General features: G+C 72.1%; 12 protein-coding genes. 7 read left to right on the plus strand and 5 right to left on the minus strand.

Going from position 1 to position 13,060, the window contains the following annotated elements; all coding sequences use genetic code 11:
- The first annotated feature begins 23 nt into the window (after nucleotides 1–23).
- Nucleotides 24–1,094 carry a winged helix DNA-binding domain-containing protein gene (locus Dvina_RS07045; RefSeq protein ID WP_223101537.1) on the plus strand — a complete coding sequence of 357 codons (1,071 nt, stop codon included), beginning with the start codon at nucleotides 24–26 and terminating at the stop codon, nucleotides 1,092–1,094.
- Between the two features lie 1,106 nt (nucleotides 1,095–2,200).
- On the opposite strand, the gene Dvina_RS07050 is transcribed toward Dvina_RS07045, so the two are convergent.
- Both Dvina_RS07050 and Dvina_RS07055 read right to left on the minus strand, forming a co-directional pair.
- Nucleotides 2,201–3,319: an epoxide hydrolase family protein gene (locus tag Dvina_RS07050; RefSeq protein ID WP_223101538.1), complete on the minus strand. Its 1,119-nt coding sequence runs from the start codon at nucleotides 3,317–3,319 to the stop codon at nucleotides 2,201–2,203.
- Nucleotides 3,316–3,711, minus strand: a complete 396-nt coding sequence (locus Dvina_RS07055) for a cupin domain-containing protein (protein WP_223101539.1) — start codon at nucleotides 3,709–3,711, stop codon at nucleotides 3,316–3,318. The genes Dvina_RS07050 and Dvina_RS07055 overlap by 4 nt, the downstream gene beginning before the upstream one ends.
- A 49-nt stretch (nucleotides 3,712–3,760) precedes the next feature.
- Between Dvina_RS07055 and Dvina_RS07060 the strand changes: the two genes are divergently transcribed.
- Nucleotides 3,761–4,552, plus strand: a complete 792-nt coding sequence (locus Dvina_RS07060; protein WP_223101540.1) for an alpha/beta hydrolase family protein — start codon at nucleotides 3,761–3,763, stop codon at nucleotides 4,550–4,552.
- On the opposite strand, the gene Dvina_RS07065 is transcribed toward Dvina_RS07060, so the two are convergent.
- A complete protein-coding gene (locus Dvina_RS07065; protein ID WP_223101541.1) occupies nucleotides 4,524–6,395 on the minus strand; it encodes a helicase-associated domain-containing protein in 1,872 nt (623 codons plus the stop codon). The genes Dvina_RS07060 and Dvina_RS07065 overlap by 29 nt on opposite strands.
- Before the next feature lie 408 nt (nucleotides 6,396–6,803).
- On the opposite strand from Dvina_RS07065, the gene Dvina_RS07070 reads away from it, so the two are divergent.
- Both Dvina_RS07070 and Dvina_RS07075 read left to right on the plus strand, forming a co-directional pair.
- Nucleotides 6,804–7,322, plus strand: a complete 519-nt coding sequence (locus Dvina_RS07070) for an LPXTG cell wall anchor domain-containing protein (RefSeq protein ID WP_223101542.1) — start codon at nucleotides 6,804–6,806, stop codon at nucleotides 7,320–7,322.
- Nucleotides 7,323–7,426: 104 nt separating this feature from the next.
- Nucleotides 7,427–8,233, plus strand: a complete 807-nt coding sequence (locus Dvina_RS07075) for a DUF72 domain-containing protein (RefSeq protein ID WP_223105376.1) — start codon at nucleotides 7,427–7,429, stop codon at nucleotides 8,231–8,233.
- A gap of 11 nt (nucleotides 8,234–8,244) precedes the next feature.
- On the opposite strand, the gene Dvina_RS07080 is transcribed toward Dvina_RS07075, so the two are convergent.
- Nucleotides 8,245–8,547, minus strand: coding sequence for a thiamine-binding protein (locus Dvina_RS07080; RefSeq protein ID WP_223101543.1), 303 nt, complete (start codon nucleotides 8,545–8,547; stop codon nucleotides 8,245–8,247).
- Nucleotides 8,548–8,565: 18 nt separating this feature from the next.
- On the opposite strand from Dvina_RS07080, the gene surE reads away from it, so the two are divergent.
- Nucleotides 8,566–9,387, plus strand: coding sequence for a 5'/3'-nucleotidase SurE (gene surE, locus Dvina_RS07085; protein WP_223101544.1), 822 nt, complete (start codon nucleotides 8,566–8,568; stop codon nucleotides 9,385–9,387).
- Between the two features lie 432 nt (nucleotides 9,388–9,819).
- Nucleotides 9,820–10,248 (plus strand): ASCH domain-containing protein, encoded by a 429-nt coding sequence (locus Dvina_RS07090; protein ID WP_246656082.1) that lies wholly within the window; start codon nucleotides 9,820–9,822, stop codon nucleotides 10,246–10,248.
- On the opposite strand, the gene Dvina_RS07095 is transcribed toward Dvina_RS07090, so the two are convergent.
- Nucleotides 10,224–11,558 (minus strand): aminotransferase class I/II-fold pyridoxal phosphate-dependent enzyme, encoded by a 1,335-nt coding sequence (locus tag Dvina_RS07095; protein ID WP_223101546.1) that lies wholly within the window; start codon nucleotides 11,556–11,558, stop codon nucleotides 10,224–10,226. The genes Dvina_RS07090 and Dvina_RS07095 overlap by 25 nt on opposite strands.
- A 108-nt stretch (nucleotides 11,559–11,666) precedes the next feature.
- Between Dvina_RS07095 and Dvina_RS07100 the strand changes: the two genes are divergently transcribed.
- A complete protein-coding gene (locus Dvina_RS07100; RefSeq protein WP_223101547.1) occupies nucleotides 11,667–12,371 on the plus strand; it encodes a coiled-coil domain-containing protein in 705 nt (234 codons plus the stop codon).
- Nucleotides 12,372–13,060 lie beyond the last annotated feature (689 nt).

The following is a 13,060-nucleotide window of genomic DNA, read 5'->3' on the forward strand; positions in this document are numbered from 1 at the left end:
CATCCGCCGTTACCGTCCTCGGCGTGCGGATCACCACGCGAACCCAGAACCGGACATACCTGCGCCGGCAGCTCCTGCTCGACGGCGGCGCAGCCGCGGGTGTGGCCGACGTGGTGCGGCGCGTAGTCGCGGTCCAGGCGCAAGACGCCGACGCCCCGTACATCGGCATCTGGGCGCGCTCCCGCGAGTTCGCCCACGATGACCTCACCGCGGCGCTCGAGGACCGATCCCTGGTCCGCGGCGCCCTCCTGCGCGGCACGCAGCACATCGCGTCCGGCGCCGACTACCGCTGGCTGCGCCCCCTCATCAGCGCACGCATGGGCGCCACCGGGCTCTCGCCCTTCCGCCGCCAGCTCGACGGCATCGACCTCACCGAACTGGCGGCCGCGGCTCGCGACGCCCTGCACGGCACGACAATGACACGGCCGCGCCTGGCCAAGGCGCTCGGCGAGCGCTACCCCGGCCGGGAGTCCATCGCCCTGGCCTGGGCGGCCCAGCATCAGCTGGCCCTCATCCACCCACCGCCGACCGGAACCTGGCGGCGCCGCGGACACGTGCACGTCGCCCTGGCCGACGAGTGGCTCGGGGCCGCGCTCGAAGAACCACCCACAATCGAAAGGCTGCTTCGGCGGTACCTCGAAAGCTGCGGCCCGGCCTCGATCGCGGACTTCCAGAACTGGTCAGGGCTCCGGCGGCTACGTCAGGAGGTGGAGGCGCTGCGCCCACAGCTTCGCACCTACATCGACGACAGCGGACAGGAGCTCTTCGACCTGCCCGAGCTCGAACTCGCCGACGCGGAGCTGGACGCGCCCGTGCGGTTCCTGCCCGCCTTCGACAACCTGGTCCTCAGCCACGCCGACCGGTCCCGCATCATCGCCTCCCCGGCCGACCAGGCAATCATCTGCCCCGGCCTGTCCGCCGTCCTGCCCACCTTCCTGGAGGACGGTTTCGTGGCCGGCACCTGGGAGGTCCGCCCCGGGACGCTGGAACTGTCACCCTTCCGAAAACTGCGCAACCCGGCCGCAGTCCACACCGAGGCCGAGCGACTCCTGACATTCCTACAACTGCCGAGCGCCACCACCATCAACCTCTGAACACCCCCAAAGTCCTTTGGGCGCCGCAACCATCCCCACGACGCCGAGCGGCCAGCACGCCGCCGAACCCCGCCGCGCTCGCGCGCCTGGGGGCTGGCGCGACCTCGGGCGGTGTGCGAGCGGGCGTTTTGTGGTGTCGAGCGGCCAGCACCGACGTGGAAGCTCGTCGCGTCCGCGCGCTTACGGGCTGGCGCGACCTCGGGCGGTGTGCGAGCGGGCGTTTTGTGGTGTCGGGCCGTCAGCACGGCGTCGAAGCTCGTCGCGTCCGCGCGCTTGGGGGCTGGCGCGACCTCGGGCGGTGTGCGAGCGGGCGTTTTGTGGTGTCGAGCGGCCAGCACGGCGTTGCAGCCCGTCGCGTCCGCGCGTTTGAGCCAGCGCCAGCGGCGCCCGAGCGACGCCTCGGCGCCCGGCCCACACCTGTCCGCAGCGTCCCCGGCTCCCACCCGGCCGCCAGCAACCTGCTAGCCGTCAAGACGAATCACGGAGGCCCCCGACGCTCGGACGCGACGACTCCTTCGCGGCCCGGCCCAAACGCAACGCGCAGCGTCTACAGTCCCGCACGCGGTCGCCGGCGCAGATTCTCCAACGCTCGGATGCGACGGCGCCTCCGTGCCCGACCCACGTCCAGCCGCCTCGTCGCCCGCGCCCGCGCGTCTGCGGGCCTCAGAGTCCCCCGCGCTCGGATGCGACGGCGCCTCCGTGCCCGGCGCACGTTCAGTCGCAACGTCGCCTGCGCGCCTGCGGGTGGCCGCGTCCGCGTCCGCGCGCCTGCGGGTGCCCGGCGCTCGGACGCGATGACGCCTCCGTGCCCGGGCACACGTTCAACCGCAGCGTCGTCGGTGCCTGATCCGCGCCTCCGCGCCTCCGCGCCTCCGCGCCTCCGCGCCTCCGCGCCTCCGCGCCTCCGCGCCTCCGCGCCTCCGCGGCGCTCGGACGCGGCGACGCCTTCGCGCTGCGCGCGTCGCCGGCTGCGGACTCCTCAGTGCTCGGGCACGGTGGCCGTCGCGCGGTGTCGGGGCTGTTGGGGGTGATGTCGCACGCGTCCGCGCGCCCGACCCCCTCAGCGCGGCCGGCGCTCGAAGGCGGCCGTAACTCAATGCGCGGGCTCAGCGGAGCGTGCGGAAAGCGGCGCGCACCTCCGCGACCCACAGTTCCGGGCGTTCCAGTGCGGCGAAGTGGCCGCCGTGGGCGGGTTCGCCCCAGTGGACGATCCGGGGGTACCGCCGCCGGGCCCACCGCTGTGAAGGGCGCGGCAGATCGCGCGGGAACACCGTGCACGCGGTGGGCACCGGGACGGTGTCGGCGGTGGACGTCGTGAACCACGCCTGCACCTGGCGGAAGCTCTCCCAGTACAGCCGCGCGCTGGAGGTGGCCGTGCCGGTGAGCCAGTACAGCGTCACGTTGTCCAGCAGCGCGTCGCGGTCGATGCGGGCCGGGTCCTCGCTCCACGCGACGAACTTCTCGGCGATCCACGCGCACAGGCCGACCGGCGAGTCGTTGAGCGCGTAGCCGATCGTCTGCGGCCTCGTCGACTGGACGAGCGAGTAGCCGTCGCCGTCGCGCTGGGCCGCCTCCAGGTCGGCCAGCGCCGCGCGCTCGGGCGCGGTGAGGTCGTCGTCGAGGACGGGCGCGGCGATCGGCGGGCAGACGTGGATGCCGGCCAGGTGCCCGGTGTCGTGCAGGCCCATGGCGGTCGTGACGCTCGTGCCCCAGTCGCTGCCCATCGCGCCGTAGCGCGCGTAGCCCAGCCGGTCCATCAGCTCGGCCCACGCGCGGGCGATCCGCTCCACGTCCCAGCCGGGCTCGGCCGGCGCGTCGCTGAAGCCGTACCCGGGCAGCGACGGCAGGACGACGTGGAACGCGTCGTCCGGGTCGTCCGGATGTGTGAGCGCCGCGACGACACCCAGGAACTCGACGATCGAGCCGGGCCAGCCGTGGGTGACGACGATCGGCAGCGCGCGCGGATGCGGCGACGGCGCGTGGACGAGGTGCACACCGAGGCCGTCGATGGAGGTCCGGAACTGCGCGAAGCCGTTCAGCCGCGCCTCGAAGCGCCGCCAGTCGTAGCCGTCGGCCCAGTACGCGCACAGGTCCCGCAGGTACCCCTCCGGCACGCCCTGAGCCCAGCCGGGCACGGGCGCGGGGCCGGGCCAGCGGGTCGCGCGGATGCGGCGCCGGAGGTCGGCCAGGGCCTCGTCCGGCACCGCACACTGGAACGGGGTCATGTCAGGTCGTGGCCGGCCGTGCTGTCGACGTGGGCCGGGATGTCGCCGGCCGTCGCGTCGCCCGTCGTGAGGGTGCCGCTCGGCTCGAACATCAGGATCGAGCCGCCGGGGGAGGAGGGTTTGTGCTCGGTCCCGCGCGGCACCACGTACGTGTCGCCGGGGTGGAGCACGACGGTGTGCTCGTGGCCGTCCGGGTCGCGCAGGGCGATGTCGAAGCGGCCGTCGAGGACGAGGAAGAACTCGTCGGTGTCGGCGTGGGCGTGCCAGACGTGCTCGCCGCGGGTGTGGGCGACGCGCACGTCGTAGTCGTTCATGCGCGCGACGATGCGCGGGCTGTACACCTCGGTGAACGACTGGAGCGCCTCGGCGAGGTTCACGGGCTTCGCGGTCATGGCCCGATTGTCGTCCCCATCGCGTCCGCGCGCATTGTACAAATTGCACATGGAAGAGCGATGGCAGCTGGACCCCGACCCGGCGCTGCGCCCGGTCGCGCGGACGCCCGAGGTGCGGTTCGACTCACAGGGAGTACCACTGCTGGGTGTGTTGCACCTGCCGGCCGGGCCGGGGCCGCATCCGGTGGTCGTCCTGCTGCACGGCTTCCCGGGCAACGAGCGCAACTTCGACCTCGCCCAGGCGCTGCGGCGGGCCGGATACGCGGCGCTCGTCTTCCATTATCGCGGGTCGTGGGGGGTGGGCGGCGCGTACTCCTGGTCGAACGTCCTCGCCGACGCCGCCCGCGCGGTCGCGGTGGCCCCGCGGCTCGACCCGTCGCTCGACGCCGCGCGCGTCGCGGTGGTCGGGCACAGCCTCGGCGGGTTCGCGGCCCTGCACACCGCCGCGGCCGACCCGTCCGTGCGCGCGGTCGCGGCCCTTGCCTCCTTCGACTTCGGTGCGACTGCCGAAGAGCCGGCGGATGTACTGCAGCAGGCCCGCGCGATGTTCGCCGGCGATCTGCTCCCGCTGCAGGGCACCAGCGGTGACGCGCTGTTCGAGGAGATGATGGCCAACGGCAGCGCGTGGCGCCTGGCCGACCTCGCGCCCCGGCTCGCGGGCCGCCCCGTGCTGCTCGTCGCCGGCGAGCACGACACGGTCGCGCCCCCGGCCCGGCACCACCGGCCGCTTGTCGAGGCCTACCGCCAGGAGGCGCTGACGTTGCCGTCCGACCACGCGTTCTCCGGACACCGGATCGCACTCACCCGCGCGGTCATCGAGTTTCTGGATCGCTCCATGTAGGCGCGCGGTGGCGGGCGGGGCGCTCCAGGCGGATGGTGCCGTCGGGGTTCTCGGCCGCCGGGACGTAGCCGGCGTGGCGCAGCGCGGCGAGCGTCTCGGCCGGCGGGAGCGCGCTCGACAGCACGGTCGGGGCCAGCTCGGTCAGCTCCAGCGGGGCCAGGCTGCGCACCCGCTGGAGCTCGCCCAGCAGCGCCCGGTCGGCACTGTGCAGCACGCACCCGACGGTGCGGACGCGGACGCTGCCGTGCCGGCGCCCGACGTCGGCGATCAGGTACTCCACCGGCTGCGGCACCCGCCCGCCCGCCGCCGCCGCGCGGACGCGGGCGAGCAGCTCGTCGGCGCTCGTGCCGGCGTCGAACGCCCGGCGTACCGAGGACTCGGTGAACCGCCAGGTCGAGCCGCCGCCCCGGGACTCGCGGTCGGCGGCCAGGTCCAGCAGCGCGCTGAGTGCAGCCGAGGGGGTGCCGGTGGCGATCGCGGTGAGGTCGCCCTGGAGCAGTACCGTCTCCACGGCCGCGGGCACGAACCCCTGCACGACGTCCAGGAGACGCCGGCGGTCACCGGCGGCCAGGGCGTGGCACAGGGCCGTGGGGGCGAGGTGGGCGCCGACGCCCATGAGCTCGTACTCGCGCCAGATCGCGGTGGCCAGCGGTACCACCTCATCGGCGTCCCCGGCGATCAGCGGGCGCAGGTAGGCCAGCATGCTCGCCAGCCCGGCCAGGCTCGCCGCCCCGCGCCCGCGCGGCAGCGACGCCAGCACCGCGGCGAGGGTCGTGCGCAGCATCGCGCTGCCGGCGTCGTGCTCCGACCCGACGAGCGCCGGGCGGCCGTCGAGCAGCAGCGGCGCGGCCGGCATCTGGAACCAGCCGTCGAGCAGCCAGCCGAACTGCCCGGCCGGCTCCAGCTTGAGCCAGTTGTCGAACTCGGTCGACGGGGCCACCCGATCGCCCACGATGCCCAGCAGCCCGTTCATGCCGGCGACGGTGAGCCAGAACCGCACGCCCTCCTCGTCGGAGTCGATGAGCCGGGCCAGCTTGCGCAGCTCCCGGGCGCTGATGCCGCCCGCCTTGAGGATCGGCACCGGGGTGCGGCCGCACTCGTCGAGCAGCGTCTGCACGGACGCGATGGCCGCCCCGGCCGCGGCCGCGCCCCCACGATCGACCGCCTCGACGGGCGCGGCGAGCGTCGGCGGCGCGGGCGGGACCGGGTCGAAGCCGGCCGTGAACCCCTCGCGCAGCGCGACTCCCACCTCGCTGGGCATGGTGATGGTGCCGTAGTAGGCGTTGAAGACGAGCAGGCCGCGGTCGACGGCCCAGCGCAGCGGGGCCCGCCGGTTGGTGCGCAGGGCGAGCGAGAGGTCCGGGTCCGACAGCTGCGGCGAGCCGTCGGCCATGCGCTGCATGACGTCCTGGGCGGGCCGCGGGGCCTGCCGGAACAGCGTGCGGACCAGGTCCGGGTCGGCCAGGGCGGTGCTGATGTGGCGGATCAGCGCCTGCTGGGACTCCTTGTAGCTCGGCAGGCCCAGCTCGCCGGCGATGCGCTGCAGCTGCTCCAGCGGGATGAAGGTCAGCTCGTGCGCGGCGACCCGCCCGAACCCGTAGGTGTTGGCCAGCGCCTTGTTCAGCTCGACGGTGCGGACCCAGTCGCCCTCCGGCCGGACCAGGCCGGCCTCGAACAGCACGCGCAGCGCATCGGTGAGGTTCGGGTCGTCGGGCGCGACATTCAGCGTGCGCGCCAGGTCGCGCAGCCGCGTGCCCGCCGCGCGCAGTGACAGGACCTCCGCGACCTGTATCTGCGGGAGCGTGAGCAGCGACGCGAGCTCCAGAATCCGCGCCGTTTCCACCGGCGCGATCCTAATGCTGCAATTCCGGTAACGCTTTCGTGACGCTCTGTGTTGTATTCGCGCAGCCGGAACTTCTTCTTATGGTGTAACCGGTTCACGCCATCGAGTGATTAAGGGAAGCATAGATCTTCATTATTTTCGCGGACGATTTGGACATATGCCACCGTTTTGGAAAATTTCACGGTCCTACGACTGTCGCGCGACAAGTAATCGGCTCTATCTTGTGTCGTCGCTAAGTTCCACCCTGTAGGAGACGACGTGAAGAACCCGCTGTTCAGGAGGGCTGCCGTCGGCACTTTCGCCGCGGCCGCCGCCATCGGCCTATCGACCCTCTTCGTTACACCGGCCAGTGCGCACAGCGCCGGACCCGCTGGCTCTGCGGATTGTGGCGATAACGGGCAGTACACGGTGACCTGGACGGTTAAGAACGACTTCAACAAACCGGTCACACTCAGCAACATCAAAATCACGCCGAATGCCGGAAACGGCAATGTCCCGGCGACGATCCAGCTCCAGGCCGGCGCCGGCAGCTCCTTCAAGACGACGTTCGCCGGCACCACCAAGGCCGACCTGGTCCTCAGCGTCGACGGCCTCTGGCAGGACGGGCCGGGCAAGACGTGGCCCGACAACGGCAAGCCGAAGACCTTCACCAGCGAGCCGGTGAAGCTCAAGGGCGACTGCAAGCCGACGGGCTCCTCGCCGTCCCCGTCGCCCTCCCCGTCGCGGTCCGCCTCGAAGCCCCCGACCCCGGAGGCGTCCCACCCGGCGACGCCGACGCCGTCGCAGTCCTCGACCCCGGGTCTGCCGGTCACCGGCTCCAACACCACCCTGCCGATGGTGGGCACCGGTGCAGCCCTGGTCGCGGGCGGCGCCGCGCTGGTCTTCACCCTGCGCCGCCGGCGGCGGGTGACGTTCACCGCCGAGTAGGTCACTGCTCCAGGAGGCGCCCGCCGGTTCACGCCGGCGGGCGCCTTCGCCGTTCTCGTAGGCTTCTCGTCGTGCTCCCACCCGCGCTGCACGTCGGCTGTGCCATGTGGACCCTCAAGCCGTGGCAGGGCCGCTTCTTCGAGCACCCGCTCCCGGCCGGCCGGCGCCTGCACGCCTACGCGGGACTGCTGAACGCGGTGGAGGGCAACACCACCTTCTACGCCACACCGTCGCGCGCGACGGCCCAGACGTGGGCCGACCAGACCGAGCCCGACTTCCGGATGGTGCTGAAACTGCCGAAGCCGGTCACCCACGAGCACCGCCTCACGGGCGCCCTCCCCGAGATGCGCACGTTCCTCGACGCCATCGAACCCCTGGGCCCGCGCGTGCACGCCCTGTGGGTCCAGCTGCCGGCGTCGTTCGGCCCGGAAGACGTCCGCACGCTTGCCCGCTTCCTGCGGCGCATGCCCGCGCACTACCGCTGCGCCGTCGAGGTCCGCCATCCCGCGCTGTTCACAGACCCTGACCTGGAGGGGGTACTCCGCGCAGCCCGCGCCGAGTGGGTCCCGTTCGACACCACCGCCTTCTTCGCCGCGCCTCCGACGAGCGACGCCGAGCGCGACGCCTGGGCCAAGAAGCCCCGCACCCCGCGGCGCGCCGAGCCCCTGACGGCGCACCCGATCGTCCGCTACCTGGGCCGCGACAGCGAGGCCGAGACCGTGGCCGGCTGGCAGTTCTGGGTGGAGCGGGCCGTCACCTGGCTGGGGGAGGGCCGCAGCCCGACGTTCTTCATCCACACCCCCGACAACGCCGAGGCCCCGCGCATGGCCCGCGCCTTCCACGCCGCCGTCCGCGCCCGGGTCCCGGCGCTGCCCCCACTGCCCGAACCACCCCGGCTGACCCTCTTCTAGCGCGGCCGCGCTCAGTCCTGCAGGTGCCGCTCGACGCTTGTGACCTTGCTGTCGAGCCGGCCGAGGGGACCGTCGCGCCAGTCGACCTTGATCACGGTACTGGTGCGGGGGCTTCGGCTCTGCACCACCGCGACGGCCGCCTGGACGACACCCATGACCTCCTCCCACGTCTCGCCCTCGACGGTGGTGAACATCGCATCGGTCCGATTGGGCAGCCCGGAGGCTCGCACCACCCGGACCGCCGCGGCCACGAGCTCCCCGACATCCGGCCCGCCACCGAGCGGCGTAACGCTGAACGCAACAAGTACCGACATGAGGCCTATTCTCGCCTCGTGCGATTGCTGATCACCAACGACGACGGCATCCGGGCCCCGGGCCTGCGCGCCCTGGCCCTCGCCGCCGCGCAGGCCGGCCACGACGTGACGGTCGCCGCCCCGCACCAGGAGCAGAGCGGCGCGGGCGCGGCGCTGTCGGCCGTCACCGACCAGGGCCGCGTGATCCTGGAGCCGGTGCCGTTCGACGGGCTGCGCGCGTTCTCGGTGGCCGCCTCCCCGGCGTACATCGCGGTCCTGGCCGCCCTGGAGGTCTTCGGGCCGGCCCCTGACGCGCTGCTCTCCGGCATCAACCGCGGCGCGAACGCGGGCCACGCCATCCTGCACTCCGGCACCGTCGGCGCCGCCCTGACCGCCGCGAACGAGGGCCTGCGCGCGCTGGCCGTGTCGCTCGACGTCCTGACCTCGCTCCCGAGCGCCTCCCAGTCGGTCCAGGAGTTCTTCCGCGAGCGCGAGGGCGAGGTCCTGCACTGGTCCACCGCCGCCACCCTGGCCGTCCGCCTCCTGCCCCGCCTCGCCGCGGCACCGCCGTCGACGGTGCTCAACCTGAACGTCCCCGACCGCCCGCTGCCCGAGCTGCGCGGCCTGCGCCGGGCCACGCCTGCCCCGTTCGGCCAGGTCCGGATGGCGGTGGCCGAGGCCGCGGCCGGCTTCGCCCGCATCACCGTCGAGGTCCGCGAGGACGCCTCCCCGCCCGGCACCGACCTGGCCCTGCTGACCGACGGCTACGCCACCCTGACCGCCCTGCGCCCACCCAGCGAGGACCCGGACCTCCTCGTTGTGGAGGACCTCGGCGACGGGCAGGCAAGCGGCCGTCCATGACGGGACGAGGGCGCCCAGCACCGCGGTCCCGACGCCGGCCAGGGCCACCAGCGCCACCGCGCCCGGGTTCCCGACGCGCAGCAGCGCCGCCGCATTGCCGAGCAGCGGCCGGGCCAGGCGCAGGCCGGGCAAGCGGTGGCTGCGACAGGCACATACCCGCCGAGCAGCACCTGGCAACACGCGCAGACCTGCCGAGCAGCGGCTGCGACAGCCACGGACCCGCCGGCCTGCTGCACCCCCCCCGGACCACTCAGTCAACGAGTAGCGAACGCCGGACCCGGCCTACCGGGCATCCAGCCTCAACACCGCGTTCGTCGTATGCCGGCAACTCGTCATGGACCCCGGACCGGCCCCGCGACCTTCGAATATCGACTCGCCCCTCACCATGCCCACAGCCTAGGTTCGGGGTACGACAAAAATCGGGGGTGCACTGTGGACGATCTGCCGGTGTTCGAGCTCGGCTTCCCGGGGCCGCTGCGGGATCGGCTGGTGGCGGCCGTGCTCGACGGCAGCAAGACGACGACCGCGGGCCTGGCGCAGGACTACGAGATCGAGGGGGAGCCGTTGCCGGTCCCCGGGCGGCGGGCCGCGGTCATCGACTCGGCCGGCGCGCGGGTGGCGGTCATCGAGATCGTCGACGTGCGCGTGGTGCGCCTCGACGCGGTCGACCTCCGGCACGCCATCGACGAGGGTGAAGGCGACGAGTCGGTGGCGGACTGGCGGCGGGGGCACGAGGGTTTCTGGCACGGCGCGGATTACCGGGGCTGGCTCGGCAACCCCGAATTCACCGTCGCCGACGACACCCCGGTGGTGCTGCAGCGGTTCCGCGTCGTCGATCAGACGCCCGAAATCAGGGAGTGACCGCCCACCGCCGCGGCCGTCGCTGAAGCCAGCGCAGGAATGTCGTGCGTCGACAGCGAAGAAATGGTGATACGAATTGCCGGTGGTGTCGCCAGGCGATACAGCGCGCCCGGCGCCACCGCATATCCGGCCTCCCGCAGCCGCGCCACCGCCACCGTTTCGTCAGGCACGGCGACCCACACATTGAGCCCGGTGCGCCCGGTGACCGAAAGCCCGGCACTGCGCAAGGCAAGAACAAGGGCCGAGCGCCTTCTCTCGTACTGCGCTGAAGCCGCCGACACCGCCGAGGCGACACGAGGATCGGCCCACATATCGGCGACGAGACGCTGGAGGACGAGCGACACCCAGCCCGTGCCGAGTCGCTGCCGGCCGGTGAGCCGCCCGATGCTCGTCGCGTCACCGGCGACGACAGCCAACCGGAGATCCGGTCCATAGGGCTTGCTGACCGAGCGGACGAAGCCCCACGCGCGTGTGGTACCCCCCAGATGGAAAAGCGGTTGCACCGACAACTCGGCGGCGTGGTCATCCTCGATGACCAGGACGTCGGCCTGGGCCTCGAGCACGGCCCGCAATTCCGACGCGCGATCGGCGGTCACGCTCGCGCCTGTCGGATTCTGCGCGCGGCTCGTGAGCACAAACGCCCGCGCGCCGGCCCGCAATGCGTCGGCCAGCCGCTGCGGATCGGGGCCGGATTCGTCGACGGGCACCGGAACGGGCCGCAATCCCAGCGCCGCCACGAGATCGAGCAGATTGGCCCATCCGGGGTCCTCGACCGCGACCCGATCACCGGGCAGCATGTGCGCATTGAGGAGCCGCTCGATTCCGTCGAGCGCACCCCCGGTCACCGCCAGTTCGGAAGCGTCGACACCATCCCGCTGCAATGCCGCCCGCGCGGCGTCGAACAATGGCGGAAAGCCGGCCGCTGCCGCATATCCGGTGGGCACCGAAGTCGCGGCGATCCGAGCCAGCCCGGGCCCGACATCCGGCAGCAGCCGCGGATCCGGCCCGCCCGTGGCCAGGTCGAGCACCCCATCCGGCACCTCGAGCCGAAACTGCCCGCGCGCCGGCGCCACCGCCGGCCGCGGCCGCACCCGAGTGCCCTGCCGCCCGGCCGACTCGGCGATTCCACGCTGCCGCAGCGCCTGGTACGCCGCCGCGACCGTCGCCGGGCTGACCCCCAACTGCGTAGCGGCCGTCCGGATCGGCGGCAGCGCGGCGCCCGCCGGCAGCGCCCCGGAGCGCACACCCGCCTCGACGACGGCCGAAATCTCATTCGCCGTCCGCCCCGCCAGCGCAAAGCCCGAATTCACCCTACGACCCTAAGCGACACTCAGACGAGATGAGTACAAGCGCGGATGCCCGGGTGGCGCCCGTACAGGACCCTGTATGACATGCGTGGGACCAAATGGTGGTCGGTCGTGGTCGTCGGCGCCGCGATGGTGTTGTTGTTCGCCTGGCTGGGCAAGCTGGCCGGCGTCTCCATGGAACTGCTCTGGACGGTGGCCGCCGCATTCGGCGCCCTGACGTGGACCGTGATTCTCGTGTCCGGCCCCTGGAACCTGTACTTCGGCGCCCGGCAGGTCGTCGCCGACATCGCGATCTCCCGCGAGCGCGGCATCGCCGTGAAGGAAGGCCACGAGTCCGAGGCCCGCCGCATCGCCGCACGAATGCTGCTCTTCGCCATCGGCGGCCACATCACCACAGCGACCATCGCCGCCGTAGCCGGCGCGGTGACCGGGCGGGTAGTCGGCTACTACGTGGCCGGCTTCTACCTCCTGACCATCCTGCTCCGCCCGGCCGCCGCATACTTCGCCCGCCTACGCCACCGCATAGCAGCCATGACCCGCGAGGTAACCCACCCCCGCGAGGACGTAGTCACCCTGCGCCAGGCCGTCAAACAACTCCAGGACCAGGTAACCGCCCTGCAACAACAGGCCCAAGAAGCCCACACAACCGCCGACACCGACCGCACCGCCGCCCGCCAACGCGACGACGCCCTACGAACCTCAATCGACCGCATGATCCGCCGAATCGACGAAGCAGTCGACGGCATCAGCGACCACCAGGATCTGATCAAAGGTCTACGAGCACTGACCCGAATGCTGAAAACCGACCCCGACTAACACCAAACCCGCACCACTGGAGCCACGCTTCTGGTACTCACGGCGTTTCCGAGCGGGTACGGCGATGTTTGGGCGCGGCATATTCCACCGACCAACGGCGAAGGAGTTAAGTGTGCAGGAGGCCGCAAAGTCGTCCTGCTCGTCTGCGCGGTTATCGCGGCGACCGCACTCATTTGCTGCGCAGACTCGGCCGCGTACCGGTTGATGTTCCAAGACGGTCCGTTCGCGCGAGGCCCTCGTCCTGCAAACAACAAGCCCTGGGCCGCATCACTGCCGGTTCAAGGCTTCGTTTTGGCTGGTCAGAGATGATGCTTCCGGGCCGGATTCGAACCTGCGCCCCCGTCTCGACGGCGCGGAGCCCTACGCGGGCAATGAGTGGACCGACAGCCGAGAACCGCGATCGCCGCCGGCTCACGCAGCGCGAGATCGGCGAAAGCCGTCCCGTGCCGTGCCGTGCCTCCGGAGCTGACAGCAAATAATCCATGCCCATATCCGCGAGTTCAGCGTCGGACCTGAAGGTCGTATCTTCACCGGGGAGTGCAACGGCAACGAGATGCCAAAGCCTACGATCGTGCGCGTGTAGAAGCGTGCTCGCATAAACATCTTTGCACAGGACGTTGTCTCGTCGGCGCTGGCGGAGCGACCTTACGACTTGCGCCATGCGGCTGTCTCAACCTGGCTCAACGGTG

Source organism: Dactylosporangium vinaceum (genome assembly GCF_019904175.1).
In the GTDB taxonomy this organism is placed as follows: domain Bacteria; phylum Actinomycetota; class Actinomycetes; order Mycobacteriales; family Micromonosporaceae; genus Dactylosporangium; species Dactylosporangium vinaceum.

Excerpts from the sequence above, each read along its gene's own strand:
- Dvina_RS07060 (WP_223101540.1), top strand. The coding sequence starts at position 3,761 with ATGGAAGAGCGATGGCAGCTGGACCCCGACCCGGCGCTGCGCCCGGTC.
- Dvina_RS07080 (WP_223101543.1), bottom strand. The coding sequence starts at position 8,547 with ATGTCGGTACTTGTTGCGTTCAGCGTTACGCCGCTCGGTGGCGGGCCG.
- Dvina_RS07050 (WP_223101538.1), bottom strand. The coding sequence starts at position 3,319 with ATGACCCCGTTCCAGTGTGCGGTGCCGGACGAGGCCCTGGCCGACCTC.
- Dvina_RS07075 (WP_223105376.1), top strand. The coding sequence starts at position 7,427 with ATGTGGACCCTCAAGCCGTGGCAGGGCCGCTTCTTCGAGCACCCGCTC.
- Dvina_RS07055 (WP_223101539.1), bottom strand. The coding sequence starts at position 3,711 with ATGACCGCGAAGCCCGTGAACCTCGCCGAGGCGCTCCAGTCGTTCACC.